This is a genomic window from Arthrobacter sp. StoSoilB20, assembly GCF_019977295.1.
In the GTDB taxonomy this organism is placed as follows: domain Bacteria; phylum Actinomycetota; class Actinomycetes; order Actinomycetales; family Micrococcaceae; genus Arthrobacter; species Arthrobacter nicotinovorans_A.
The window spans coordinates 4,676,213-4,701,486 of sequence record NZ_AP024651.1 but is presented as its reverse complement, the minus strand read 5'-3'; the positions used below and the strand labels follow the sequence as shown (position 1 = coordinate 4,701,486).

The 25,274-nt window shown below is 63.4% G+C and carries 29 protein-coding genes; 13 read left to right on the top strand and 16 right to left on the bottom strand.

Going from position 1 to position 25,274, the window contains the following annotated elements; all coding sequences use genetic code 11:
• Positions 1-13: 13 nt before the first annotated feature.
• On the bottom strand, positions 14-856 hold the full coding sequence (locus LDN85_RS21500; protein ID WP_026541083.1) for a sugar phosphate isomerase/epimerase: 843 nt from the start codon (positions 854-856) through the stop codon (positions 14-16).
• Positions 857-1,060: 204 nt separating this feature from the next.
• On the opposite strand from LDN85_RS21500, the gene LDN85_RS21495 reads away from it, so the two are divergent.
• The 4 genes from LDN85_RS21495 (at position 1,061) to LDN85_RS21480 (ending at position 5,143) form a co-directional block, all read left to right on the top strand.
• A complete protein-coding gene (locus LDN85_RS21495) occupies positions 1,061-2,398 on the top strand; it encodes an MFS transporter (RefSeq protein WP_026541084.1) in 1,338 nt (445 codons plus the stop codon).
• A 64-nt stretch (positions 2,399-2,462) separates the two neighbouring features.
• Entirely contained in the window at positions 2,463-3,359 is an 897-nt protein-coding gene (locus LDN85_RS21490; protein WP_026541085.1) for a transketolase, read from the top strand.
• On the top strand, positions 3,356-4,375 hold the full coding sequence (locus LDN85_RS21485; protein WP_026541086.1) for a transketolase C-terminal domain-containing protein: 1,020 nt from the start codon (positions 3,356-3,358) through the stop codon (positions 4,373-4,375). The genes LDN85_RS21490 and LDN85_RS21485 overlap by 4 nt, the downstream gene beginning before the upstream one ends.
• Positions 4,376-4,486: 111 nt before the next feature.
• On the top strand, positions 4,487-5,143 hold the full coding sequence (locus LDN85_RS21480; protein WP_026541087.1) for a GntR family transcriptional regulator: 657 nt from the start codon (positions 4,487-4,489) through the stop codon (positions 5,141-5,143).
• 6 nt (positions 5,144-5,149) lie between these two features.
• Here LDN85_RS21480 and LDN85_RS21475 read toward each other — a convergent pair whose 3' ends face one another.
• The 4 genes from LDN85_RS21475 to LDN85_RS21460 all read right to left on the bottom strand — a co-directional run bounded on the left by LDN85_RS21475 (position 5,150) and on the right by LDN85_RS21460 (position 7,279).
• Positions 5,150-5,350, bottom strand: coding sequence for a hypothetical protein (locus tag LDN85_RS21475; protein ID WP_091553564.1), 201 nt, complete (start codon positions 5,348-5,350; stop codon positions 5,150-5,152).
• The gene (locus LDN85_RS21470) at positions 5,350-6,324 is read right to left on the bottom strand and encodes an acyl-CoA thioesterase (protein ID WP_026541089.1); all 975 of its coding nucleotides are present in this window, start codon (positions 6,322-6,324) and stop codon (positions 5,350-5,352) included. The genes LDN85_RS21475 and LDN85_RS21470 overlap by 1 nt, the downstream gene beginning before the upstream one ends.
• Before the next feature lie 62 nt (positions 6,325-6,386).
• A complete protein-coding gene (locus tag LDN85_RS21465; RefSeq protein ID WP_223944248.1) occupies positions 6,387-6,950 on the bottom strand; it encodes a hypothetical protein in 564 nt (187 codons plus the stop codon).
• Positions 6,947-7,279: a PEP-utilizing enzyme gene (locus LDN85_RS21460; protein ID WP_091553556.1), complete on the bottom strand. Its 333-nt coding sequence runs from the start codon at positions 7,277-7,279 to the stop codon at positions 6,947-6,949. Before LDN85_RS21460 ends, LDN85_RS21465 begins: the two co-directional genes overlap by 4 nt.
• Before the next feature lie 116 nt (positions 7,280-7,395).
• Here LDN85_RS21460 and aztD point away from each other — a divergent pair, with 116 nt between their 5' ends.
• Positions 7,396-8,709, top strand: a complete 1,314-nt coding sequence (gene aztD, locus LDN85_RS21455; protein ID WP_223944247.1) for a zinc metallochaperone AztD — start codon at positions 7,396-7,398, stop codon at positions 8,707-8,709.
• Between the two features lie 125 nt (positions 8,710-8,834).
• Here aztD and LDN85_RS21450 read toward each other — a convergent pair whose 3' ends face one another.
• Positions 8,835-9,269 (bottom strand): DoxX family protein, encoded by a 435-nt coding sequence (locus tag LDN85_RS21450; protein WP_223944246.1) that lies wholly within the window; start codon positions 9,267-9,269, stop codon positions 8,835-8,837.
• A gap of 67 nt (positions 9,270-9,336) precedes the next feature.
• Entirely contained in the window at positions 9,337-9,909 is a 573-nt protein-coding gene (locus LDN85_RS21445; protein WP_026541094.1) for an antibiotic biosynthesis monooxygenase, read from the bottom strand.
• Between the two features lie 41 nt (positions 9,910-9,950).
• Between LDN85_RS21445 and LDN85_RS21440 the strand changes: the two genes are divergently transcribed.
• The 3 genes from LDN85_RS21440 to LDN85_RS21430 all read left to right on the top strand — a co-directional run bounded on the left by LDN85_RS21440 (position 9,951) and on the right by LDN85_RS21430 (position 12,295).
• Positions 9,951-11,291 (top strand): MATE family efflux transporter, encoded by a 1,341-nt coding sequence (locus LDN85_RS21440; protein ID WP_223944245.1) that lies wholly within the window; start codon positions 9,951-9,953, stop codon positions 11,289-11,291.
• A gap of 9 nt (positions 11,292-11,300) precedes the next feature.
• Positions 11,301-11,882, top strand: coding sequence for a DUF308 domain-containing protein (locus tag LDN85_RS21435; protein ID WP_223944244.1), 582 nt, complete (start codon positions 11,301-11,303; stop codon positions 11,880-11,882).
• 68 nt (positions 11,883-11,950) lie between these two features.
• Positions 11,951-12,295, top strand: a complete 345-nt coding sequence (locus LDN85_RS21430; RefSeq protein WP_026541097.1) for a hypothetical protein — start codon at positions 11,951-11,953, stop codon at positions 12,293-12,295.
• A 90-nt stretch (positions 12,296-12,385) separates the two neighbouring features.
• Here the strand turns inward: LDN85_RS21430 and LDN85_RS21425 are convergent, their stop codons facing one another.
• From LDN85_RS21425 to LDN85_RS21415, 3 genes are read right to left on the bottom strand one after another with little or no spacing between them, the layout of a single operon-like run.
• Positions 12,386-13,003 carry a hypothetical protein gene (locus tag LDN85_RS21425; RefSeq protein WP_223944243.1) on the bottom strand — a complete coding sequence of 206 codons (618 nt, stop codon included), beginning with the start codon at positions 13,001-13,003 and terminating at the stop codon, positions 12,386-12,388.
• Positions 13,000-13,497 (bottom strand): hypothetical protein, encoded by a 498-nt coding sequence (locus tag LDN85_RS21420; RefSeq protein WP_139183518.1) that lies wholly within the window; start codon positions 13,495-13,497, stop codon positions 13,000-13,002. Before LDN85_RS21420 ends, LDN85_RS21425 begins: the two co-directional genes overlap by 4 nt.
• An 18-nt stretch (positions 13,498-13,515) precedes the next feature.
• Positions 13,516-14,064 carry a CGNR zinc finger domain-containing protein gene (locus tag LDN85_RS21415; protein ID WP_026541098.1) on the bottom strand — a complete coding sequence of 183 codons (549 nt, stop codon included), beginning with the start codon at positions 14,062-14,064 and terminating at the stop codon, positions 13,516-13,518.
• Positions 14,065-14,135: 71 nt separating this feature from the next.
• Here LDN85_RS21415 and LDN85_RS21410 point away from each other — a divergent pair, with 71 nt between their 5' ends.
• Positions 14,136-15,155 carry an EamA family transporter gene (locus LDN85_RS21410; protein WP_223944242.1) on the top strand — a complete coding sequence of 340 codons (1,020 nt, stop codon included), beginning with the start codon at positions 14,136-14,138 and terminating at the stop codon, positions 15,153-15,155.
• Positions 15,156-15,212: 57 nt separating this feature from the next.
• Here the strand turns inward: LDN85_RS21410 and LDN85_RS21405 are convergent, their stop codons facing one another.
• Complete coding sequence (locus tag LDN85_RS21405; protein ID WP_011776688.1) at positions 15,213-15,476, bottom strand: WXG100 family type VII secretion target; 264 nt, start codon at positions 15,474-15,476, stop codon at positions 15,213-15,215.
• Positions 15,477-15,634: 158 nt separating this feature from the next.
• Here LDN85_RS21405 and LDN85_RS21400 point away from each other — a divergent pair, with 158 nt between their 5' ends.
• Positions 15,635-15,907: a DUF2277 domain-containing protein gene (locus LDN85_RS21400; RefSeq protein WP_026541100.1), complete on the top strand. Its 273-nt coding sequence runs from the start codon at positions 15,635-15,637 to the stop codon at positions 15,905-15,907.
• Positions 15,908-15,932: 25 nt separating this feature from the next.
• Here the strand turns inward: LDN85_RS21400 and LDN85_RS21395 are convergent, their stop codons facing one another.
• Genes LDN85_RS21395 through LDN85_RS21385 form a run of 3 tightly spaced genes read right to left on the bottom strand, consistent with a single transcriptional unit; the run spans position 15,933 to position 19,151 of the window.
• Positions 15,933-18,497 (bottom strand): heavy metal translocating P-type ATPase, encoded by a 2,565-nt coding sequence (locus tag LDN85_RS21395; protein WP_275966470.1) that lies wholly within the window; start codon positions 18,495-18,497, stop codon positions 15,933-15,935.
• A gap of 8 nt (positions 18,498-18,505) precedes the next feature.
• Positions 18,506-18,739, bottom strand: a complete 234-nt coding sequence (locus LDN85_RS21390) for a heavy-metal-associated domain-containing protein (protein WP_026541102.1) — start codon at positions 18,737-18,739, stop codon at positions 18,506-18,508.
• Between the two features lie 46 nt (positions 18,740-18,785).
• The gene (locus tag LDN85_RS21385; protein ID WP_026541103.1) at positions 18,786-19,151 is read right to left on the bottom strand and encodes a metal-sensitive transcriptional regulator; all 366 of its coding nucleotides are present in this window, start codon (positions 19,149-19,151) and stop codon (positions 18,786-18,788) included.
• A 170-nt stretch (positions 19,152-19,321) separates the two neighbouring features.
• On the opposite strand from LDN85_RS21385, the gene LDN85_RS21380 reads away from it, so the two are divergent.
• The 3 genes from LDN85_RS21380 to LDN85_RS21370 all read left to right on the top strand — a co-directional run bounded on the left by LDN85_RS21380 (position 19,322) and on the right by LDN85_RS21370 (position 21,716).
• Positions 19,322-19,981: an alpha/beta hydrolase gene (locus LDN85_RS21380; RefSeq protein WP_026547742.1), complete on the top strand. Its 660-nt coding sequence runs from the start codon at positions 19,322-19,324 to the stop codon at positions 19,979-19,981.
• A 195-nt stretch (positions 19,982-20,176) separates the two neighbouring features.
• On the top strand, positions 20,177-20,539 hold the full coding sequence (locus LDN85_RS21375) for a prevent-host-death protein (protein WP_346347054.1): 363 nt from the start codon (positions 20,177-20,179) through the stop codon (positions 20,537-20,539).
• Positions 20,540-20,705: 166 nt separating this feature from the next.
• Complete coding sequence (locus LDN85_RS21370) at positions 20,706-21,716, top strand: YdcF family protein (protein WP_026547741.1); 1,011 nt, start codon at positions 20,706-20,708, stop codon at positions 21,714-21,716.
• Between the two features lie 15 nt (positions 21,717-21,731).
• Here LDN85_RS21370 and LDN85_RS21365 read toward each other — a convergent pair whose 3' ends face one another.
• Positions 21,732-23,744, bottom strand: coding sequence for a glycoside hydrolase family 3 protein (locus LDN85_RS21365; protein WP_223944241.1), 2,013 nt, complete (start codon positions 23,742-23,744; stop codon positions 21,732-21,734).
• 60 nt (positions 23,745-23,804) lie between these two features.
• A complete protein-coding gene (locus tag LDN85_RS21360) occupies positions 23,805-25,100 on the bottom strand; it encodes a DUF1343 domain-containing protein (RefSeq protein ID WP_026547739.1) in 1,296 nt (431 codons plus the stop codon).
• Positions 25,101-25,274 lie beyond the last annotated feature (174 nt).

Here is a 25,274-nt window from a genome sequence, read left to right as displayed (position 1 = left end):
TGAGGTGGCGGGTTTAGATGAGGTCTGTGATGAAGCTGGCTGCCTTGGCGGCGGCCGCCGGGCGTTCGTCGTGGGTGACGTCCCGGGTTTCGAGTTCCAGGGAGAAGTGGCCTGTGTAGCCGACGTTCCCCAGTGCTGCCAGGCCTGCAGCGAAGTCTGCGTTGCCGTTGCCGATGCTGAGGTTGATGTTGCCGGGTTCGGTTTCCGTGGCCGGAACTGCGTCCCGGAGATGGACGTGCTTCACCAGTGGGGCGAAGCGGTCCACGAAGTCCACGGGGTCGCCACCGGAAGCAACGATGTGGCTGAAGTCCATGACGATTCCGACGCCGGAACCGGCCAGGCGGTCGGCCAGCAGCTGTGCCCGTTCCGTGTTCCAACACAGCCGGTAGTAGTGCAGGGATTCGGTCCAGAGCTCGACGCCGAACTCTGCTGAACGGGAAGAGGCATGGATCAGCTGCTCCGCCACGAGGTCGATGTCTTCTTCCAGGCTGCGCACGGGATCGTGGTCGATTGCCCCGCAGGGCAGTACCAGCGCTTTCGCCCCGGTCTTGGCGGCCAGGGCGAGCAGCATCCCAAGGTGCCGTTCGCGCGCTTCCCGGGCACCGGCGTCGAGCGTTTCATTGAGGTCCCCGATATCGCCGTTCACCGAACGGACGCGCAGTCCTGAGCTATTGACGACGGCGGCAACGGCCTCGACTGCCGCAGCGTCCAGTACATACGGCACATGGTCGCAGACGCCCGGAAGTGCGCCGAGGTCGATTTCTTCGAAGCCGAGGCTGCGCATCGTGTGCAGGGCACTTGCCAGATCCTGGTGGCGGAAGCTGATGGACGAACAGCCAAGTCGTTGATGAAACATCGTCGTTGATCCTCAAATTTGGGCCCTCGCCAGAGAGGGACCTTAGTGATGGACACCACGTTACTTCCGTTAACTGTCAACAGTCAACCTTCTAAGTTGACTGTTGACATTGCTGGTGTCGTCGGTCACAGTTGTCGTATTATGTTGACTGTCGACAGTGGGGTTGCCGAAGAAGCACCACACTCTTGAAAGGGAAAGACACACATGAGCAATGAAGCTCTGACCATGCGTGGTCCGGTTCATGGAACCAAGGAAGCAAAGCGCGTCGCCGTCGGTTCCGGCGTTGGCGCAGTCATCGAAACCTACGACTTCATCGGTTTCGGCACCGCCGCTGCACTGTACTTCGGTACGGCATTCTTCCCGGGCGCCGACCCGGTGACAGGCACACTGGCCTCCTTCGCGACCCTCGGCGTCGGCTTCGCTGCCCGTCCCCTTGGCGGCATCATCGGTGGGCACCTCGGCGATAAGCTCGGCCGCAAGCCGGTCCTGGTGGCCTCACTTATTCTCATGGGCCTGGCCACCTTCGCGATCGGCCTGTTGCCTACCTACCAGCAAGTGGGCCTCCTGGCCCCCGCACTGCTGGTACTGGTCCGCGTCATTCAGGGCCTGGCCTTCGGAGCCGAATGGGGCGGTGCCATCCTCATGAGCTACGAGCACGCACCATGGCGGAAGAAGGGCCAGTTCACGGGAATCGTGCAGGCCGGCTTCCCGGTTGGCCTGCTGCTCGCAAACCTGGTCTTCCTCAGCAGCGTTGGACTCGGCAGCGAGTGGGCATGGCGTGTCCCGTTCCTCGCCAGCATCATCCTGGTGGCTGTTGGACTGATCATCCGTTCCAAGGTTCCGGAGTCCCCGGTATTCGAGGACGTCAAGAGCAAGGGCGACATCGTGAAGTCCCCCATTGTGGAGGTCATCAAGACCGACTGGCGCAACATCGTCCGCGGCATCGGACTGCGCATTGCTGAAACGGCCGGCTACGCGGTCTCCGTGACCTACATGATCTCCTACCTCCACACCAACAAGCTGGCGGACAAGACCGAGACGCTTGTGGCCCTCTGCATCGCGGCCGGCATCGGAATCTTCGCCACCTACTTCTGGGGCAAGCTCACGGACCGCGTTGGTCGCCGGCCCGTCTACATCTGGTCCACGGCCTTCGCAGTATTGTTCGGTATCCCGATGTTCATGCTGGTCAACACCGGCCTGTTCTTCCTGATCATCGCCACGATCGTGATCGCCTACGCCGTGTGCCAGAACTCCCTTGCCGGCGCGCAGGGTGCCTGGTTCCCCGAACTGTTCCAGGCCAAGACCCGCTCCTCCGGCGCCTCGCTGTCCTACCAGATCTCCGCCATGGTCTCCGGCTTCACGCCTTTCATCACCACGCTGCTGTTCGTCAGCATGGGCTGGATGGGCCCGGCACTGCTCTTCAGCGTCTACGCAGCAATCGGCCTGTGGGCAGCGCTGATCACCAGGGAAACCTGGGGCAAGCGCGAGCGTGCACTCGCCGAAGAAGCCGCCAGCAAAACTCCCCAGACGGTAAACGCCTAAAGCACCAATCGACGTCGGGCGCGTTCTCCCCATCGGTACGCGCCCGGCTCCGGAAGGAAACCCAATGACTCTCTCATCAGTCGAAGCGGCTACGGCTGCAGCAAACCCAGAACCCGAGCGCGTGGACCGTATCCGCGCCGCCGCCTACCGCATCCGGCACCACGCCCTGAACATGGGCGAGGTCCAAGGCCAGGGGTATGTTGGCCAGGCGCTGGGTGCAGCCGACATGCTCGCCGCGGTCTACGCTGACCAGCTGACGTACCGCGCCGAAGACCCGCACTGGGAGGGCCGCGACAGGTTCCTGCTTTCCACCGGGCATTACGCAATCGGGCACTACGCCGCGCTGGCCGAAGCCGGAATCGTTCCCGTGGCCGAGCTCGAAACCTACGGATCCGACGACTCCCGCCTGCCGATGTCCGGGATGTCCACCTACACGCCCGGCATGGAAATCTCCGGCGGTTCGCTGGGGCACGGGCTGACGGTCGCCGTCGGAATGGCGCTTGGCCTGCGGCTCCAGAGCTCGGGATCCCGCGTGATCAACTTTCTCTCCGACGGTGAGCTGGACGAAGGTTCCACCTGGGAAGCGGCCATGGGTGCGCACCACCACCAACTCGGAAACCTGACCGCCATGGTGGACATCAACGCGCTCCAGGCCGATGGCGCCACTGACACCGTGCTCCGCACCGAACCAGTGACGGAAAAGTGGGAATCGTTCGGGTGGTACACCCAGCGTGTGGACGGGAACGACGTCGGTGCGCTGCTGGCCGCGTTCGACAACATCGCTGCCGTCGCGGCTCCGGTCGGGCGGCCCTCGGTGATCCTCTGCGATACCAAGGTGGGACGCGGCGTGCCGCTGCTGGAGACCCGCGAAAAGGCGCACTTCATGCGCATCGAAGAGCACGAGTGGCAGATCTGCCGCGAACAGCTGACCGCAGGATACGAAGGGACGGCCGCCCGATGAGCGCCACCACTGAAGCCCCCGACACCACCGCCACCGTGAAGCCCAAGCTGAAGACTTCCGCCATGATCGCGTCCTTCGCGGACCCCGGGCAGAAGACCACGTCAGCACCGTTCGGCCATGCCTTGGTCAAAGCCGCAGAGGCTGATCCGCGGATTGTGGGCCTGACCGCGGACCTGGGCAAGTACACGGACATGCATATCTTCGCCAATGCCTTCCCTGAACGCTTCTTCCAAATGGGCATGGCTGAGCAGCTCCTGTTCGGTGCCGCCGCCGGCATGGCCGAGACCGGCCTGATCCCGTTCGCTTCCACCTATTCGGTGTTCGCGGCACGGCGCGCTTACGACTTCCTTTGCCTGGACATCGCCGAGCCGAACCTCAACGTCAACATCATCGGCGGCCTGCCCGGCCTGACCACCGGGTACGGACCGAGCCACCAGGCCACCGAGGACATGGCCATCTTCCGCGGAATGCCCAACCTGACCATCGTGGACCCCTGTGACTCGGTGGACATCGAGCAGGCCGTTCCCCAGCTGGCGGCCTCCGAGGGGCCCACGTACCTGCGCTTGCTGCGCGGCAATGTGCCCACGGTCCTGGATGAGTACGACTACACGTTCGAGCTCGGCAAGGCCAAGGTCCTGCGCGGCGGCAATGATGTTGTGTTCGTTTCCTCGGGTTTGATGACCATGCGTGCCCTGCAGGCGGCAGATGCCCTGGCCAAGCACAACGTCGATGTTGCCGTGGTTCACACGCCCACCATCAAGCCCTTCGACTCCGCTACTGTCCTGGCCGAGCTGAACACCGACCGCCTCGCCGTCACGCTGGAAAACCACACCGTTGTTGGCGGCCTGTTCGAAACTGTTGCCTCCGTTGTCGTAACCTCCGGCCTGGGCAAGCGCGTGGTTCCCATTGCGCTTCCGGACCAGTTCCTCGACGCCGGTGCGCTGCCCACCCTGCATGAGCGCTACGGACTGTCCGTGGACAGGATCGTCGCGAAGGTGCTCGCAGAGCTCGGCTGAGGTGCGCCGCATGCGCGGGACAGGACTTACTGCCTGTCCCGCGCATCTGCACGTAGTATCGACAGTTAACACCCGACTGTCAGCAGTTGCCCATAGAACCGAGGACCCACCATGGCCGTCACCGCATCCCTGCTGGGACTTGAAAAGAAGAGCCTGCGAGAACAGGCGCTCGCAGCACTGCGGACCGCGATCACCAGTGGTGAGCTGGAACCCGGACGGCACCTGGTGGAAACCGAGCTGTCCGAGATGCTCCAAATCAGCCGCGGGACGCTCCGCGAAGCCCTTCGCCAGCTGGAACAGGAAGGCCTGATCTCCGCCGGAGCACGCGGCCGCATGTCAGTGCGGCACCTGGACGTCAAGGAAATCCGCGATATCTTCGCTGTCCGTGGAGTATTGGAGTCCCTCGCGGCACGGACGTTGAGCGATATGCCCGACAAGGAGGCCGCGCTCGCAGAGCTGCGTGCCGCCGTCGATGCGATGGAGAAGGCTGCTGCATCTTCCCTGGAGGAACGGATCGAATCCGACCTCGAGTTCCATCGCACCCTGTGCCGGCTGTCCGGCAACGAAACGCTCCTGCACTCGTGGGAATCGCTGGAGGGTTCCATCCGCATGTCCATCATGTTCGCCGGGCTGGAACGCGCCACCCGGAACATGAGCGTCGGGCGTCACCACGACATTGTTGCAGCCATTGAGACCGGAAACGCGGCCAAGGCTAGGGAAACGATCATCGCCCACATGGACGGTGCGGCGGAGAATTTGGTGGGGTAGTCCGCCCTACGTGCCGCTTCCCGGAGTTGCGTTGTGGCTGGTGGAGCCATGCTTGTATACCCGTCCGCGCTGGGATTGGAACGCCCCCCTGTGCGCCGGCGGTTTCACCTTCGCCCGCCTGCCCTGCTGCACGTTGGTCCAAACTATGCTGCCGAGGGCAACGGCAAACACCGCCGCGAAGACGGCCACCACAAAAACGACATCCATCAGCTGCCAGCTGCCTTCAACAAGTGGTCCGGCAGCCGGTTTCCGGGCGCCCGTCCCCGGATTTCCAGGAGTTCGCGGGCGTGGGCGTGCAGCTTCTTGTCCTCGTCCGATACCGGAACCCATTCGGGAATAGGTACAGCAGTGCCGGTGTCATCGCGGGCCACCATCACCGTGAGGCAGTAGGTGGTCAGGTTCATTTCACGGGTTTTCGGATCACCGGAACGGACGTGGACTGCGATGTGCATGCCCTTGGCGCCGGTGTAGACGAGTCGGGCCTCTACCTCTACTACGTGGCCGATCAGCAAGGGCCGGTAGAACCGGACGCCGCCGGAGAAGACGGCCACGGTGTCCTTTCCGCAGTACCGGGAGGCGCACACATACGCGGCCTCATCGATCCACTTCATGACGATGCCACCGTGGACCTTGCCACCCCAGTTCACATCAGTAGGGGACGCCATGAACCGCAGCGTGACCCTTTCGGCGGTCCCCGCGTCGGTGTATTCCTGGGCGTTCATTGCGTTGACGATCTGCTCGCGGACTTCGATGCGCGCCAAGGCGTGGTCGCGCTGCTCAATCTCATCAGGCGTTGACGGCTCAAACTGAGGGACAGGAATTGGTTTCCCGTCCGGGCCCACGGCCACGAAGATGACCATGCATTGGCTGTGCATCGTCTCGGGACCGCCTTTGGGATCACGCGAGCTGACCACGGTGTGGATATGCATGGAGGACCGGCCGGTGTAGACGATGGTGGAGGTCACCTCAACCATGTCGCCGCTGTTGACCGGATCCGTGAAGTGGATGTTGCCCACGTAGGCGGTGACGCAGTACGACTTTGACCAGCCCACTGCTGCTGCGTACGCTGCCTTGTCCACCCACTCAAGGACCGTGCCGGCGTCGACGGACCCGCTGTGTCCGATGTCCATGGGGGCCGCCAGGAAGCGGAGGGTCACTGAATTGGCGGCGTCATCGCTCATGGTTGGAATCTTACTGTCGGCAGGTTTCTGTTACGTGACTAAGACGTGTGGGCCCGTAGGCGTCAGCTGCGTTGAATTCCCAGGGTGGCGATGAGGTCCTCGTGGAGCTCGAACCAGACGCGGTGGAAGGAGTCACGGTCCGTGGCCGTGAGCCACGCGGTGTCATGGGGAGCGTGCTTTAGTGCTTGCATCAACCGCTCGGCGTAGCCTTCGAATCGGGGCAGCGCACCGGTGAGTTTCGCTTCGGAGGGATGCCACGCGGTCAGGGCCTCGCTCAGGACGTTCGTAGCGTGATCCTTGGCTGCTGCCTGCAGCTGGACGGCGCTGCAAGCCTCCACAACTGACTTGTTCAACCCGCCGAATGCGTCGTGGACGGCCAGCACGGTATCGCGGGCGCCGGCTTTGTCCAGTTCATCGGCAAGGAGCCGCTCATTCTCGGCCCTGCCCCGGCTCGACAGCGACCACCCGCTGCTCCCCGCAAAGGTGCTGTATGACACGAAGCCGTTCACACCGGCGTCGATGAGTTCCGACTCCACCATGGCGCGATCCCGGGCGAAGCGTTCTGCCACCGCGTCAGTATCTGCGAATCCAAGAAGGCGTACGGAATGCAGGGTGAGAAGCGTCATTTGCTGTCCGTGACGGTGATGGTTCCCTGCGTGCCGTCCACGTGCAGGGGGCTTCCGTCCGTCAGCAGGTCCAATGCATCGCGGACGCCCAGGACGGCAGGAATTCCGTACTCGCGGGCCACGATTGCGGCGTGGGAGAGCATTCCGCCGGTTTGCGTCACTACGGCGGAGGCCATTCCGAAGAGGGGCGTCCACGCGGGGTCTGTGGTGCGGCAGACCAGGACGTCGCCGGGTTGCAAGCGGCTGAATTCGTCGGGACCGTGGATGAGGCGGGCAGGGCCCTGGGTGGTCCCGGTACTGGCACCAACACCGGTGAGGATCGTGGTCATCTGGCCATTTCTATCACTGAAACGGTCCGGGGGAGGCGTGGGTGCCGTCAGCGTGCAATATGACAACCATTTGGCGGTCATGTTGCACCTTAGATGAGAATGAATATCATTTAACCATGCCTCATCACCTCACCCCCTCGCCCCTAGTCCTGACCCCGCGGAAACGCCGGCTTCGCGCCCAGCCGATTGCCGCCGTCGGGCTCGCTGCTCTCTTGCTGACAGCGTGCGCCGCCCCTGGTGGCTCAGCCGGCAACCCGGTTGACCAAGCGCCCCCGCCAACGTCATCCCCCAGTGCAAAGGAGGCCGGAGCGCCGACTCCGCGGCTCGTTTACACGCACGACGCCGGCATCTCGGTTCTGGACGCAGCCTCGCTCAAGCCGGTGGGAAGTGCTGAAATTTCCGGGTTCAACCGCTTGAACCCCGCTGGCGACGGGCGCCACGTCTTCGTATCCACGGGGGACTCCTTCCGACTTTTCGACGCCGGTGCCTGGACCGAGCCGCACGGCGATCACAGCCATCATTACGTGACTGATCCCCGGCTGACTGACCTGGCATTCGGGGCAGACAAGGCCGGGCACGTAGTGCTGCACGGGGGCAAGGCGGTGCTGTTCAATGATGGTTCCGGCAAGGTGGAGAGCTTTGAAACTTCCGCGTTGGCAGCTGCCGTGGAGGATGGAAAATTACCCTCTACCGACGTTTACACCACTCCGGAGGCCCATCACGGAGTGGCCGTGGAGCTTGAGGATGGCGGGCTCCTGGTAACCCTTGGCAATGAGGAAGGCCGTTCCGGTATCGCAGTCCTTTCCGCAGGCAAGGGCCAGGACCGAAAGGAAGTCCTGCGTAACGAGGACTGCCCTGGCGTTCATGGTGAGGCCGTAGCGGCGAACGAAGCCGTGGTGGTTGGCTGCGAAAACGGAATGCTCATCTACAAGGATGGTGCCATTACCAAGGTAGCGAGCCCGGATGCTTATGGTCGGATGGGAAATCAGGCGGGCTCCGAAAAATCGCCAGTGATCCTGGGCGACTACAAGGTGGATAAGGCTGCCGAGCTGGAGCGGCCCACCCGGATCTCGCTGGTCAACACAGAGACGGCCAGTCTCCAGTTGGTGGATATTGGCACCAGCTACTCCTTCCGCTCATTGGGCCGCGGGCCTGCTGGTGAAGCGCTGGTACTCGGCACGGATGGTGGATTGCGTGTCATCGATCCGCTGACCGGCACCATCAATTCCACCATTCCGGTGGTTGGGGCATGGGAGGAATCGACCACATGGCAGGACCCGCGGCCCACGCTGTTCGTTCAAGGCTCGACGGCGTACGTCACCGAGCCTGCGACGCGAACCATCCACGCGGTGGACTTGAGTGCCGGAAAGGTAGTGAAATCGGCCCAGCTGGAGCACGTGCCGAACGAGCTGACGGGCGTCAAGGGCTAGACCGTCTCTCACATCCCCTGCCTTAAACACCGACGCTCTCTCCCTTTCTTGAAGCAAGGGAGAGAGCGTTGGCGTTAAGGGACGTTTATGTGAGAGAGGATCGGTGGGGGCTGGCGGGGAACTGGCTACGCGAGAACGCGGAGCTTTGATCCGGAGCGACCGAACAGTGCTGCGTCGGCGGAGATTTTGCCTGCACCTGCCAGTGCGAGGGCCAGGGCTGCGCCGGCGAAGAGCAGCACCAGCTCATACCCGCCGTTGCCGACGAAGATGCCGGCCGGTGCGTGCACCAGGAAGAGGGCGCCGAGCATGTTGACGGCCAGGAGCGTTGCGAACACGCGGGTCAGGAACCCGATGATCAGCGCAATGCCACCCACCAGCTCCAAGGTGGCAACGATGGGGGCTACTGTCGAGGCTCCGGGGACACCCATCTGCGCGAAGGAGGCCTGGGTGCCTGCGATGGTGAATTCGTTGAACTTCTGCCAACCGTGCGCGGCGAAGAGAAATCCTGCAATAACGCGCAGGATGGTCAGGGCTGTGGTGGTCAAGCTGGACTTGTTCATCCTTCAACCCTCCCGGAGATAAGTTGAAGTGTCAACTAATCGTGGCTTTTTATGACCAAACTCCCAGCTAGCGGCTGCGGCGCGGTTTCGCTTGGAGCCACGGCTGCAGCAGCCGGGTGGTGATCGGCAGGAAAATGTACGTCATCAGCGGCGTAAGGATCACGATGTTCAGGAGCACCGCGAACACCAACGGCCAGTCCTGCGTCAACGGATGAAGCAGGAAGTTGGCCAGCAAGCTCAGCGGGAAGAACGGCAGGAAGATGCTGATGGCCTGCTTCCAACGCGGCGGCACCACCGTTTCGGGCACCACCACCGAGACGTCGCCAGGCTGCGAGAACCAGCCCTCAATCCCCGTGTGACGCTCCACCCGGGTGGTTTCCATCATGTCCCTGGCGCTGTCAATCCACCAACGCCGTTCCTCGGAGTCCTCCCACTCCTGCAGCGACTCGGCGTCTGAGAACCGATAAAGCATGTGCCATTCAGTGGAATCCACCCCATTGCGAACCCACCCCGACCCCAAATATCCGGGCCATTCGCGGGCGAGTTCCTGGCCGGCATGGGCCCAGGCGTTGGCTTGGCGGGTGTAGCCCGGGAGGATGGTGCGGGCTACGGAAACGGTGACGGGATGCTCATGTGACACGGCCCAAATGTACCCGGCCCGCGGCGGACTAGTCTGGTTTAGTGCCTCAAACCACAACCGCCCCCACCCGCTCCAACGCCCGCGAGATCCTCCGCCTGGCCGTCCCCGCGTTCGGCGCACTCATAGCCGAGCCCCTGTTCCTGCTGGCCGACTCGGCAATCGTCGGGCATCTGGGCGTCGACCAACTGGCCGGCGTGGGGCTCGCGTCCACCATTCTGCACACCGCCGTGGGGCTGATGGTCTTCCTGGCCTACTCGACGACGCCGGCAGTGGCCCGCGCGATCGGCGACGGCAAGTTGGGCAAGGCTTTGGCAGCAGGGCGCGACGGCGTGTGGTTGGCTCTACTGCTCGGGCTCGCGCTCGCCGTGGCCGGGTTCGTGGCCGCCGAGCCCCTGGTGGGGTTCATGGGAGCGACAGGAGACGTGCAGCAATTCGCCGTCGATTACCTGCGCTGGTCCATGCCTGGCCTGGCCGCGATGCTCCTCATTTTTGCCGGCACGGGTGTTCTTCGCGGACTCCAGGACACCAGGACGCCGCTTGTCGTGGCAACTGCGGGCTTCGCCGTTAACATCGCCCTCAACCTGTTCTTCGTCTACGGCCTGAACATGTCCGTGACGGGTTCCGCGATCGGTACCAGCATCGCCCAATGGGCCATGGCTGCCGTCTATCTGGTGATGGTCAGCCGCAACGCCCGGCAACACGGCGTGTCCCTGAGGCCCGACTGGCATGGCATCCGCGCCATGACCAAGGTGGGTTCGTGGCTCATGCTCCGCACCCTGAGCCTTCGCCTCGCCATCCTCGCTACGGTCCTGGTGGTCACAGCCCAGGGCGCCGTGAACCTCGCGGCCCACCAGTTGGCCATGACTATTTTCTCGTTCCTCGCCTTCGCCCTGGATGCCTTGGCCATTGCCGCGCAGGCGTTGATCGGCAAGGAACTTGGCGCCCGGAACGCCGGCCGGGTCAGGGAACTGACGCGCACCATGATCCGCTGGGGCTTGGGATTCGGGGTGATAACCGGGGTGCTGCTGGCCATCGCGGCGCCGTGGGCCGGCTACCTCTTCACCCCCGACGCCGGCGTACGCTCAGCCCTCACCGTTGCCCTCTGGGTCCTCGCGGTGGGACAGCCCCTGGCCGGCTACGTTTTCGTCCTCGATGGAGTCCTCATCGGCGCCGGCGACGCGCGCTACCTGGCGATTGCCGGCGTCGTAAATCTTGCCGTCTATGTGCCGCTGTTGGTGGCAGTCCACCAACTAAGGCCCGACGGCGAGGCGGGGCTCCTGTGGCTGTGGGCGGCGTTTGCGCTGGGCTACATGCTGGCCCGCGGGGTGACTTTGGGGCTGCGCGCACGTACGGATCGGTGGATGGTGCTGGGTTCGCACTAAACTGGACGGGTGACTCTCCCAGCGACTCCTGCCCAGACTCCTTCTGCCTCCGCGGCCGGACTCTGGAAACCCGTGCTGATCCGTGCCACTGTTGCGCTGGTGTTCGGCGCGGTCACGATCTTCTGGGCCACCCCGTCCGTGCATGTCCTGGCGTGGGCCGTGGGCCTGTATCTGCTCGCCACCGCAGGCGCGGTGTGGATGTCGCGTGCTTTGCCGGTGGCAGTCCCCGCAGTGGTGGCCTTGGCTGGACTCGTGGCGCTGGTAACGCAGTCGGACGCAGGCGTAGCTTTGTCGGCGATGCTGGCCCTGCTGGTGCTGGGGCTCCTTGAATTCGCCCATGGTTTCCGGAAACGGGACATGTTGGCGCGGGACTGGCTCGTTTCCGGCGTCATTTCCGTCGGAACCGCAGTTCTGTTGCCGTTCTTCACCTCCCTCGGAGCCCACGCGCTCCTGGGTGTCGCCGGTGGAGGGGCCATCATTTCCGGTGTGCTGTGGATCCTGTCAGGGCTGACTTTGCGGCACGATGCCAAGACAGCCTCCGGCACTTCCCAGGCCGCTGCTCCCGGCGCTTCGCCCGAGGCCGTAAACTAGTAGCTGGACGTTCTACTCGTTGTAGAACTTTTGCAGACCGGCGGACACTAACCGCCATCATTGGAGGAATGACCGTGGCTGACCAGACACCAGGAGAACCGCGCAAGATGCGGACCTCGGTCAAGGGACCGCTCATGTTCTCCGCGTTCTTTGCGGTACTGGCTTTCGTGGCTGTTCTCATCTTCGCTTCCGGCGGCAGCGCGAAGGCCCCGCGGTTCGACCTCGCCTTCACGGGCGCCGGCATCGCGTTCATCGTGAGCCTCGTTGTGGCGGCCATGTTGTCCATGAGCCACAAGGAAAACGCCGACCACCTCGGCAAGGGATCCGGCGTCAACCTCAGTTCCAAGCGCCCCAACCATGGCGGCCCTGGTGCTCCGGATGATGGCACGGAAACGCACGACGCCGGCCGCTGACCTTCGAGCGCTTCCTCACCTTGGTGGGGGAGCGCTTTTTTGTGGGCTGCTGGTCTCTGCCTTCAACGGTGCGGCGGGTGGTTCGAGGGATCAGGCCGCTCTTGATTTCTTCGACCACCGAAGGGGGAGCGACGCGTTGACCAGGAGCAGGGCCGCCAGAAGCCAACCGGCGCATAGGAGGTAGGGGTCCGGGGTGACGGTGTCATAGGCGATTCCGTCCAAGTCGCCAACCTGGCGGACTGTCATAACGAATCCGGCCGCCATGAGGCCGATGGTGATGGTTGCCAGAGACGCATATACGCGCAGGTTTCCTGACCACCAACGGTTCACTGCGGGGATGAGTCGAAGCGGCAGGCCGACAACAACCGCGGCCACGATCGCCAACGGCGGAATGATGAGGCCGCTCAGCGCCAGACCGATGAAACTTAGCAGTCCGTCATAGCCCACCATCAAAGAAAACTGGAAGCTAACCCAGGTTGGTGCGAGCACTGCGAAGGCGAGAGCCAGTTGGCTGAAAGGTGCCAGGCCCGTGCTGCCTGACCGCTCCCGGGGAAGTTCCCGCAGAGTCAAAGGCCGTGGGGCGCCAGGCTGTGGCAGTGGTTGTCCGGTTGCCTGCGGATGATGCCTTTCCGCGACGACCGGATATCGGGGTGGTCCCACGGGGTTGGTTGGCGGTTCCGCGGCTGACCCGCCGTGGAGGTCACTCATGGTGCCATGCTCCCCACGTCGGTGCGCTTCTTGAATCGGAGAGGGAGCGAAGCGTTCACAGCCAGGAATGTGATGATGAAGCAGCCGGCGGCCACAAGTCCCATGTCGGGGGTCACCTCGTCGTATGGCATTCCGTCGATCACCCCCGTTTGGCGAATCCGCCGGGAATAGCCCGAAATCATGAGGAGTGTCGCGGCGGCAGCGAGCAAGATGTAACAGCGGCCATTTCCCATCCACCAGCGTGAAAGGCGTTGGTTGAGTCGCAGCGGCAGGCCAGTCAGCAATGCCAGGCCGATAGCAAAGACCGGAACATGGGTCACGGCCAATAAGACGCCAAGTATGGTGTCGACGCCGATCATCGGCGGCGTTAGCATCGCAGCAATCCAAGCCGTAGCTACGAATGGGTAAACGACGGCAATTTGCCGGAAAGAAGCAACACGCAACCTGGTTTGTCCGTGGTGATTGATTCCAGGCCCGATGCGTTGTTCCCCCATGCCCGCCATTATGCCCTTCTATTCGCCCCCGGCGGCCTTCCTGGCCCGGTACGCGGCGACGTGGGCGCGGTTGGCGCAGTTGCCGGTGTCGCAGTAGAGCTTGGAGCGGTTGCGGCTCAGGTCCAGCACCACGGCGTCGCAGTCCTCTGCAGCGCACACCCGCATGCGCTCCATTTCCCTGCTGCGGATCACGTCAATGATGCCCATGGCGGCTTCGGTGCCCATCCGGTCTGCCAGGGGAGCTTCGGGGGTGGTGGCGTGGAGGTGCCAGTCCCAGTGATCGTGCTTTACCAGCTGGGGGAGTGCCTTGGCGTCGGCCAGGATCTTGTTGACGGACTTTGCGGCCGTGTCCTCATCGGCGCTCCAGAGGGCCGTGAGTTCGCTGCGAAGGTGTTTGATGCTGTTCAGCTCGGCAGGGGAATTGACCCGCGAACCGGTGAACTCTTCCGCTTTCAGGAATGCATCGAGGTCCTCAAGGGTGACGAGTGATTCCTGCCCATTGGCTGCGGTGTTGATCAGGTTGACGACGCTGCGAAGGGCAACTTCGGTGTCAGGCGCAAAAAGCACTTTGACTCCTTACAAGTTTCGGGAGTACTGTCATGACCATAAGCCCACTTTACTCCTGACAGGAGGCTGCTGTGTCAGCTCCAACGACGAAGGCTGATGCAAAAGGTTTCCTGGCATCAGGACTCGGCATCGCACTCTTTTCTTCCGCTGTCTTTGGCACGTCCGGCTCATTCGCCAAGTCGATGCTGGAAACCGGCTGGTCACCCGGCGCCGCAGTTGCCGTGCGCCTTACAGGTGCTGCGCTGATCCTGCTGATACCCGCCGTCGTGGTTCTTCGTGGCCGCTGGCACCAACTCAAGGACAACTGGCTCACCATCCTGCTCTTCGGACTGATCGGTGTGGCAGGGTGCCAACTGTTCTACTTCAACGCCGTGGCGCGGTTGTCCGTAGGTGTTGCCCTGCTGCTCGAGTACCTGGCTCCGGTGATGATTGTCCTCTGGCTCTGGATTGCCAGCCGGCGGCGGCCTCGCGCGCTGACGGCTGCCGGGACCCTGCTCTCGCTTTGCGGATTGGTCCTGGTGCTTGACCTGACAGGTGCCGTGAAGGTGGACTTCGTCGGAGTCCTGTGGGGCATGGCAGCGGCCGTGTGCCTGGTGATCTACTTCTTCATTACCGCCAAGGAGAATGACACCCTGCCTCCACTGGTGCTCGCTTCCGGCGGCCTCCTGGTCGGTGCAGTGGTGATGTGGCTGGTAGGCCTGTTGGGGCTGCTCCCCATGACGTTCAGCGCTGCCGACACAACCCTTGGCCCGTGGACCACTCCGTGGTGGGTGTCCGCCGTCGGGCTCATCATCCTGGCCACAGTGCTCGCCTACGTTTCCGGCATCATGGCCGCGAGGAGCCTGGGTTCGAAGGTGGCATCCTTCGTCTCACTGACCGAAGTGCTGTTCGCCGTGATCTGGGCATGGCTGCTGCTGGGCGAACTCCCGGGGCCAATTCAATTGCTGGGCGGCCTCCTCATTGTGGGCGGCGTCGTCCTGGTCCGGGTTGACGAGCTCCGGGGCGACCGCCGCGCCGCCCGCGTCCTGGACCACCCGAACGACGTCGAACCCGTCCCGAGCGGTTCCGTCACCGAGTCGCCCCGCAGCTAAGCGGCTTTAACAGCAAAGAACCCGGACGCTGGTGCGTCCGGGTTCTTCCCAACTGTCTTAGTTGGAAGCCTGCTGCTGCTGCTCAGCGTTCTTCTGAGCGCGGTCGCCGGCTTCGCGAAGTGCGTCGGCAACCTTCTTCAGGTTCGAAGCGTGCTGGCTGTCCCACTCGCCGCGGAACTTGTCAGCGTCCGGGCCCTTCCAGTCGGTGCCATCAAGCGCGCCCTTGAGCTGTGAACGCTGCTGCTCGATGTTCTCGGCACCTGCCTTCAGCTTGTTACCGAGCTGACGAAGCTGATCAACATCTGCACCCCAAATAGCCATGAGATTCTCCTTCATTTGTTCGGACCCGAGCTCTTCGGCATCCCCAGCGGCCTCCGGCTCATCCGGAAGATCCAATAACTAAAACCTATCCCGGGAATCCAAAAACCGTCGATGGGCACCCCTCCCCATGCAGCACTGCCCATAGTTAGCATGGGGTTATGTGCCGCAATATCAGGACCCTGCATAACTTCGAACCGCATGCCACGAATGCCGAAGTGGAGGCCGCAGCGCTGCAGTATGTGCGCAAAATCAGCGGATCCACCAAGCCTTCCAAGGCCAACGAGGAAGCCTTCGCGGAGGCTGTCCACGAGATCGCGCATATTACGCAACATCTCCTGGACTCCTTGGTGAGCAATGCTCCGGCGAAGAACCGGGACGAGGAAGCAGCCAAGGCAAAGGCCCGGTCGGCCGTCCGTTTCGGGACAGCCTAGCCGGGCCCTGCTTCCGTTCCTGGGGCTACTTACCGAAGGAGCGCAGCCTCAGCGAGTTGGCTACTACCAGCACCGAGCTCGCTGCCATCGCTGCGCCGGCGATCATGGGGTTCAGGAATCCCAGTGCCGCCACCGGGATGCCGATTGCGTTGTAGAAGAACGCCCAGAACAGGTTGGTCTTGATGGTGGACAGGGTCTTGCGGGACAACTCAATTGCCTGCACCAGCTGACCAAGGTCGCTACCCATCACCGTGAGATCGGATGCCTCGATGGCAACATCCGTGCCCGAGCCCATCGCGATGCCAAGGTCCGACTGTGCCAAGGCGGCAGCGTCATTCACGCCGTCACCGGCCATGGCCACGGTGGCCCCGGAGGCCTGGAGTTTCCGGACTGCCTCGACCTTGCCTTCGGGCAGGACACCGGCGAAGACATCGTCCGCTGAAATCCCGACGGCGGCCGCTACTTGCGCGGCCACGGCAGCGTTGTCGCCGGTCAACAGGATGGGACGGATGCCCAGGTCCTTCAACTTTTGGATTGCCGCTGCCGAACCGGGCTTGATGGTATCGCTCAGGCTGATGATGCCGGCCGGCTGGCCGTCAACCGCAACCCAGATTGCCGTGGCGCCCGCGTTTTCCTCTGCAGCGAGTGCTTCCCGCTGGCTGGAGTCGAGCGTGATGCCGTTCTCCTCGAGCCAGCCGGAGCGCCCGACAACCACGGTCTTGGTGGTTCCCTCGAAAGCAACGGTTCCCCGGACGCCGCCGCCCGGTGCGGAACTGAAGCCTTCAACGCGAGGCAGGCTGCCGCCGTCGTGGGTTGCTTCCTGCGCCGAGGCCGCAATCGCGTGGGCGATCGGGTGTTCAGAGGCGGCTTCAACCGCTCCAGCCAGCGTCAGTACGGTGGCCGATGAGTAGCCGTTGAGGCCCACGGTGTGGTCCACGGCGAGCTTCCCGCTGGTCACGGTGCCCGTCTTGTCCAGCAGGATGGTGTCCACGTGCCGGGTGTCCTCAAGAACCTGCGGCCCCTTGATGAGGATGCCCAGTTGGGCTCCACGGCCGGTTCCCGTCAGCAGTCCCACCGGAGTCGCCAGGCCCAAGGCGCAGGGGCAGGCGATCACCAGGACCGCGACGGCAGCCGTGAAGGCTGCGTTGAGGTCACCGGAGAAGAACAGCCACAGCAGGAACGTGACCAGGGCGATGACCAGCACGATCGGCACGAACACCGAACTGATCCTGTCCGCAAGCCGCGCAATGGGCGCTTTTCCAGTCTGTGCCTGGCTGACCAGTCGACCCATCTGGGCGAGCGTCGTGTCCGACCCAACGCGGGTTGCCCGCACCAGCAGGCGGCCCGAAGTGTTGATCGTTGCACCTGTCACAGCGCTGCCCGGACCGACTTCCACGGGCACCGATTCGCCGGTCACCAGTGAAGCATCGACGGCGGAAGCACCATCCGTGACCACGCCATCGGTGGCGATCTTCTCACCGGGGCGGACCACTATGACGTCGTCCACCAAAAGTTGATCGGCAGGGATCTTCTCCTCCACGCCGTCCACCAGGATGGTGGCGTCCTTGGCGCCCAAATTCAGGAGGGCCTTGAGCGCATTGCCGGCCTTGGCCTTCGCGTTCGCCTCAAGGTAGCGGCCCAGCAGCAGGAAAGTGGTGACCACAGCCGCGACCTCGAAGTACAGGCCGCCGCCGGACATGCTTTCCATGCCGGGGTGTTCAGTCATCCGGGGATCGGCAAACAACTGCCACGCAGAGTACAAGTACGCCGCAATGACACCAATGGAGACCAGGGTGTCCATGGTTGAGGCAAAGTGTCGGGCATTCACTGCGGCAGCGCGGTGGAACGGCCAGGCAGCCCAGCTCACCACCGGCAGGGCCAGTGCTCCGGCAACCCAGCCCCAGTTGGCGAATTGGAGGGCGGGAATCATGGAGATGGCAAACACTGGAATTGTCAGAAGCGCCGCAACAATCAGGCGCGGGCGGAGCGTCGAGGCGGCGGGGCCGTGGGCCATGTGGTCTTCGTGGGCGGTGTGCTGGGTGTGCTGGGTGTGCTCGGTGTGGTTGGCTTCCGCGGCGCCGCTGGTGCCGTGCTCGGCATGCTCGGTCGTTCCTCCCTTAGACGCATGCTGCCGCACGCCACCGGCAGTGCCGCTGGCGGCGTGCTCGCTCGTGCCTGCATGCTGCCGCACGCCACCGGCGGTGCCGCTATGTGCGGGTGCCTGCTCGGTTACAGCCGCGCCATGCTCCTGGGTCTGTGGGGTGGACTTATGTCCGTGGCCCTCGTGATCCGTGGGGTGGCTGGTGTGGGTCTCGTGGGGGTGGGGTTCGCGGGTGTTTGGGGGTGGGGCTTGGCGGACGGTGGCTTTGTAGCCTGTCGCGTTGACTGTGTCCACGATTTGCTGGTCTGTCACGGTTGCCGGGACGGTGACGTGGGCTGATTCGAGGGGCAAGTTGACGCTGGCCTCGACTCCTTCAAGTTTGCCCAGTTTTCGTTCCACTCGATTGACGCACGAGGCGCAGGTCATGCCCTCGATGTCCAGTTCGATGATCCTGTGTGCAGGTTGGTTGAAAGTCTCCTGGCTACTCAAGAGGACTCCTAAGCTTCGTTGGCTACCACCAGGTAGCCGGCTTCTGCCACGGCTTCGCCAATTTCAGACGGCGAGAGCTCCTTGGTTGATGTGATGGTCACGGTGGACAATCCACCGGGGTTGAGGTCTACGGCCACATTTTCGACGCCGTTAAGCGACTCAAGTTCTTCGCTCACGCTGGAGACGCAGTGGCCGCAGGTCATGCCGGAAACGTTGACGTTGGTCTGGATGGTCTGGCTCATGGTGGTCTCCTTGGTGAGTTGGATGGTGTGGTGGTTGTTGGCGGAATTACCGCAGCAGGCGCCCGATGGCATCGGTGGCCTCCTTCACTTTGGCGTCGATCTGTTCGGCTCGGGCTTCAGGGTTGGGCTCGGAGGCGGCACCAACGACGCAATGGCCGATGTGCTCTTCGACGAGTCCCAGGCTGACGGCATGGAGGGCCTTGGTGGCTGCGGCCACTTGGGTGAGGATGTCGATGCAGTATTTGTCGTCCTCCACCATCCGCGCGATTCCGCGGACTTGCCCCTCGATCCGTTTCAAGCGTTTGAGGTACGCGTCCTTGTTGCTGGTGTACCCGTGGGGTGCGGTGTGCTCCGGTTCCACCTCGACGGCGGGTGCATCCGGTTGGCTCATGCTCAGGTCTGGCGTGCTCATATTTAGAATCTATACCCATGGGGGGTATGAGTCAAGTACCCCCCGGGGGTATCTTTTCGGGAATTGGGCCTGGGGTAAAACCCAGACTCGTCCCATACTGGGAGTCAGCGCCGTCGATGCTGCTTTATCGCCGACGCAGACACCAGTGGAGCGATGTCGGAATGGGTGGGATGATGGCGGTTTTCGTACTGATTCATGGGGGCGGTTCCACGTCGTGGGACTGGCACTTGGTCCAGCCCATGCTCGAGACTGCGGGCCATGAGGTCATTGCGGTGGACCTGCCCATCGAAAACAAGAACGCGATGCTTAAGGACTACACCCGCGCCGCAACGGAGGCGGCCGACGGCGCCCGGCACACCATCGTGGTTGGTCACTCGCTGGGTGGCTTTACGGCGCCTTTGGTCTGCGATGAACTCAATTCGGACGGCCTGGTGTACCTCTCGGCAATGATTCCCATGCCGGGTGAGACCTTCGGTGAATGGTGGACCAATACCGGGCATGACCGCGAGACCATCCCCGACGAGGCGTTCTTCAACCTCGTTCCGGACGATCTTGCACAGCAAGCCCGTGGCAAGGAGCGCGATCAGCAGGGGGCCTGGATGTCAGGACCTTGGCCCGGCCGGCATCCGGACGTCCCCACACTGGCCATTTTGTGCCGTGACGACCTGTTCTTTCCGGCGCCGTTCATGCGGCGCCAAGTACAGGACCGGTTGGGAACCGTACCGGTGGAGATCCCGGGCGGCCATTACGCCACACTGAGCCACCCGGATGCTGTGGCTGCGGCGTTGGACGACTTCGCCCAAAGGATCGCACAGACACGACCAGCGTGAGTGCCAGCTGGTCTGAACTTCAGAATACGTTCTGAGCTAGTGTTATTGCATGGGTGCAGCCACAAAATCTGCAAGAACAATCCGACCTTCCCGGGCTACGGCAGCGTCCGAGTCCTTTAGAGCCCGCACGTCATTTCAGTCTTCTGAACTGAGCCGATCCTCGGCGGACGTTTTGCGGCTGCTGCAGACCATCCCGTGAAGGTCACGCGTCGTGATGGCGAATCTCTGGTGCTGATGTCGGAAAGTGCCAATGCGGCGCGCGTTTCCCTGCTCGAACTCGCGGCACAACTGGTCGCTGTTTCGACGAGCATGGAGGGAACGCTCGCGGACCGTATGAGCGATCGTTTTCCTTGGATGCTGGCACTGAGCCCGGATGACCGGGTGGCGTGTGCCGAGAAGGTGCTGGCGGCAGCAAGGGCATCCTTTGCAACCAATCAGCCTCATCTGGCGATTGCAGAACTGACGTCATGGCGCGAAACGGCGACAGCCCTTGCAGCGGGGCTCGGCAGGGAACCGGTGGAGTGGTTGGACGCCTCGGAATCCGTCCAGCGTCCATAGCGAATGTCGAAGAACGAGAAGGTTGAGCGTCCGACCACGAAGAGCGAGTACGAACTCCGATTCGCCTCCATCCAAGCCAAGTGAGGCTGTGCCGACGTCGAACTTTACTCATGTGGTGACCAACTACCGCGGCATCGGGGACCACACCTGCGCATAGGCTTGGACCATGCTGAACCTGGTCCTTGGACTTCTCTTTGCGGGGCTCTTCCTTGCCTCCTACCAGTCCGATCGGCGCAGGCTCCGCAACGGGGTGCTCCTGCTGGTGGCGGCCTGGTTGCTGCTTCAGGCGCTCTTGGACTTCCTCATCGACCTGAACCCGTGGTTCGAGTGGCTGAACCTGGTGATCGTAGTGGTCCCGGTGGTGAGCATTTTTGTGTTCGCCGGCTTCCTGATCGCCAACGGCATCACCATGGTCCACAGGGAGGGTCCCGGCATCAGCAGCTTCCTGCCCATCGCCGTGGGCCTGGCAGTGTTCCTCGCTCCCGTTGTGGCCTTCCTGTTCGTGCTGAGCGGGCAGCCCGTCCTGGCGGGTCTCGCCGCCTTGGCGTTCTTCCTCTGCGCTTACCTGGGCTGCGCCTTTGTGGTGTTCCTCGGGTATGCGCTGGTGTATTCAAGGATGCGGTTCAGCGCGAATCCGGCGGCCGTGATTGTCCTGGGCTCCGGCCTGATTGACGGCAAAGTCCCGCCATTGCTCGCCGCGCGCCTGAACAAGGCTTTGGAAATTTACGACGGCGGCGCACCGGTCAGGCCCGTCCTGGTGCCTTCCGGTGGCCAAGGCCCGGACGAACCGCGGCCCGAGTCCACCGCAATGAAGGAATATCTGGTGGCCAAGGGGGCGTCGGCCGTCGATGTGCTGGAAGAAAACCAGGCCACCACCACCCGCGAGAACCTGGCCTATTCGGTTGCCTTGCTTGCCGACAAAGGTATCCAGGGACCGGTGCTGGTGTGCACCAACAATTACCATGTTCTCCGCGCAGCCCTCCTGTCCCGGCGCCAGAAAATCAACGCCGAGGTAGTGGGTGCTCCCACTGCCAGGTACTTCGTGCCCAGTGCCTTCCTCCGCGAGTTCGTGGCCGTGATGAGGGACAACCGGCTGACCAACGTGGTCCTTTGCCTGCCCATGTTCGGGGTTGCCCTGCTCATCACGGTCGCACTGATGAACTCCTCTGTGGTGTAGTCCTTCTTCCCGGGCCTACGGTTTGGGAAGTCCCGTGGTGAACGTGTGGCTCCATTCGGTGACGGCGCCTTCGGTGAACACGTACCCCTTGCCGCGTACGGCCGTGACAGTCACCGTGCCTTCAGGCTTCTTGTACGTTCCGGCGGAGATTTCCTTGCCGTCCACCAGGTAGGTCACGCCGTCCACCGATGGGACGGTGTAGGCGTCCTGGCCCCGGCCCGGCTTGTCCGTGAAGGCGACGGCTGCCGGCGTCGTGGTTTCGTACTGGAGGCCGAAGCCCAAAGGCAACAGGACGCCGTCGCCGCCTGCTTCGGGTATGTTGACCGGCAGCTTGCCGCCGGGGTTCACCGCACCGGAGATGGCGCGGGCCACGCCGTGGAAGTTTACCGCGTTGACGCCGTAGCTGTTGAGGACGGCGGCTGCACCAGGATAGACGCTGATGTCATAGGGATTTCGTGTCGCAACGACGATCACGGGGGTTCCGGTCGCCGCCAGTTCTGCCACCATTTGTTGCTGGGCCGCGTTGGCAGTGGCGTTGTACGAGGCGAAGACCACGGCATCGACGCCGCGTGCGGCCGCTACCGCCCGTGCCCGATATGCGGCAGAGGGCGAGGCTCCGGCTTCGTAGTCTTCGGCGACGGCGAAGCCTTGTTCCTTCAGGAGGGGAGCGGCAGTTTCAGGCTTGCCGGAACCGGCGCCCACCATGAGTACCGAGCTTCCGGGGGCGAGGGGGAGGACCCTGTCCTCGTTGCGGAGCAGCGTCGCCGCCCGGTCCGAGATCTGGTTGGCCGTGGCGAGGTTGCCTGCGGTTCCTACCAACTGGTCCACGGCGTTGGGGTCCGCCATCGGCTGCTCGAAGACTCCCCGCTTGACCTTCCACTCAAGAATCCGGCGGACGGACTCATCAAGGCGGCTCTCCGTCAGCTCACCGGACTCGACGGCGGCGCGGACCCCTGCGAACGAGGCGTCCGCATCCGGGGAGTTCAGGAGGATGTCCGAGCCGGCCTGGATGGCCTTGACCGCGATTTCTTCCTGGGGCCATTCGGCGGCCATCGCGGCCATATCCAGTGCATCCGTGGTGACCAGGCCCTTGAATCCGAGCTCGTCCCGGAGCAAACCGGTCAGAACCTTGTGCGACAGGGTGCCGGGCATTTCCGGGTCGATGGCCTCAACAATGATGTGGGCTGTCATGACCATGTCCACGCCGCCGTCGATGGCTGCTTTGAAGGGTTTCAGGTGCTGGTTCAGGGTCTCGCGGTCGTAGGTGACGGTGGGCAGTCCATAGTGGGAGTCCACCGATGTATCGCCGTGGCCGGGGAAGTGCTTGGCAGCAGCGCCCACGTTGTGTTCCTGCATGCCGTCGATCTGTGCCACGCCTTGGGCGCTGACCAGCGCCGGGTCTTCACCCATGGAACGGATGCCGATCACGGGGTTGTCCGGGTTCGAATTGAGGTCCAGGACGGGTGCGAAGTCCACATTGATGCCCATGGCGCGCATCTCCGACCCCAGGATTTCGCCCTGCGCCCTGGCAAGTTCCTTATCTGCCGTGGCACCCAGGGCCATGTTTCCGGGGAGGACGGTGGCCGGTGACCCGATCCGGGCAACCAGGCCGCCTTCCTGGTCGATGGTGACGGCCAACGGAATGCCCGTCCCGTCCTGGCCTACAGCCGTTTGCTGCAGCCCGTTGGACAGGCCGGCCACCTGCCGGGGATTGTTGGTGTTCCCGGACCAGGCGAAGTAGAGGACGCCGCCAAGGTTGTACTTGGCCACGACTTCGGCGGGCGTATTGACGCCGTAGCGGGCCTGGTTGCTGGCCGCCATGGACGTGTCGTCGGCCGATGAACCGTAGACGTGCGTCCAGGTCATCTGGCCGATCTTCTCGTCCAGCGACATGCCGGCAATCATCGCCTCGATGTCCGGCGAGGCAGCGACCGTCGTCGTGCGTGCCGTGGTGGGGGCGGCTGCGGCGGCGCCCCCTGCCACCACTCCCGCGCCTGTCATGAGCAGCGCCGTGGCGGCGGCCGTCATCAACGTAGTTCCTTTTCTGAGCATGAGGGTTCCCATTCCGATCGTGAGTGTTCCGGCTGGTTAGCGGGGTCCGTTGTAGAGGAGGTATTGGCGGGTATCGCGGACGAATTGACCCAGTTCCGCCCGCCAGCTGTCCATGATGGTCCGGGCGTCAGCACCGGCGTCGAGTTGTTCGGCAAAGCGGGCCGACCCGCTCAGCAGCCCCATCCAGCGCCCGGCGTCGCCGCGCCAACCGAAGCCGGGGTACAACCGCTTTGCTTCCACCAGCATGTGCGTGCCGATTTCCAAGGCTTCTACGCGGGCAGGATCGGTGATGTGTACCTGGACTCCACCGCAGATGATTCCCTGGTTCTTGGAGAGGGTGGGCTGGAAGTAGGCTTCGCGGAACGTGACACCTGCGAGGCCCTTGCTGTTCAGTGCCTCGGCCCAGCGGTAATCCACGTAAGGAGCGCCGATCAGTTCGAAAGGCCGGGTGGTCCCGCGGCCTTCGGACATGTTGGTGGCCTCAAAGAGCGCTGTACCCGGGTACAGGAGCGCGGTCTCGGGAGTGGGCATGTTGGGGCTGGGCAGGATCCACGCGGCGCGGTTGTCCGGTCCGGTCATTTCGCGGCGCCATCCCTGCACTTCCACTATGTGGAGGTCCTGGAGGGGAGTGAGGCCGGCTGCGGGCAAGTGCACTGCATTGAAGTACTTGGCCAGCTCGCCTACGGTCATGCCGTGTTGGAGGGCGATCCCCAGCTTTCCCACTCCCGACTCGAATCCCGGCTGCAGGACCGGGCCGCGCGCCTGTCCGCCGATGGGGTTCGGCCGGTCAAGGACCACGAACCTGGCGCCCGTCCTGGAGGCGGCCTGCATGGCTCCCCACATGGTCCAGATGTAGGTGTAGAACCGCGCGCCCACGTCCTGGATGTCGAAGCAGATGGTGTCCACGCCGGATTTCTCGTAGAAGCCCACGTAGCCGTCCACTTCGGCGCCGTAAGAATCGTAAACGGTGATGCCGGTGCGGGGATCCACTGAGGTGCCTTCGCTGCCGCCGTCCTGGGCGGTGCCGCGGAACCCGTGCTCGGGGCCGAAAACGGCCCTTACGTCCACGCCGTTATCCGCCATGTCGTCAACGATCGAGTGGAAGTTTGCCAGGACTCCGGTGGGGTTGGTGATGACTCCCACCCGCCGGCCGGCAAAAATGCTCCATTTGTCCGCGGCGGCGACGTCGGCGCCGTTGATTGTGGTGCCGGGCTTCCCGGGGCGGGTGGTTTGGAGGCTGGCAGCAGTAGCGCCGGGGGCAAAGGGTGCGACGACGGCTGTTGCGGCAGCGAGTCCCGATGCGTGGAGTAATTTTCGGCGGTTGAGTGTCATGGGGAGCCTTTCAGATGAGCAGGGCATGACAACTTTTGTGATGTCGCTTACACCGACCGTATTCGCTGTGGAGTTGTGCGTCAATCGTTTACCTGCAATGCGATGGTTGGGTAAATTATTTACATGCACGGGCCGCTACTGTGGGCTGGGCTGACCCGTCTGAAAGGAAGCTCC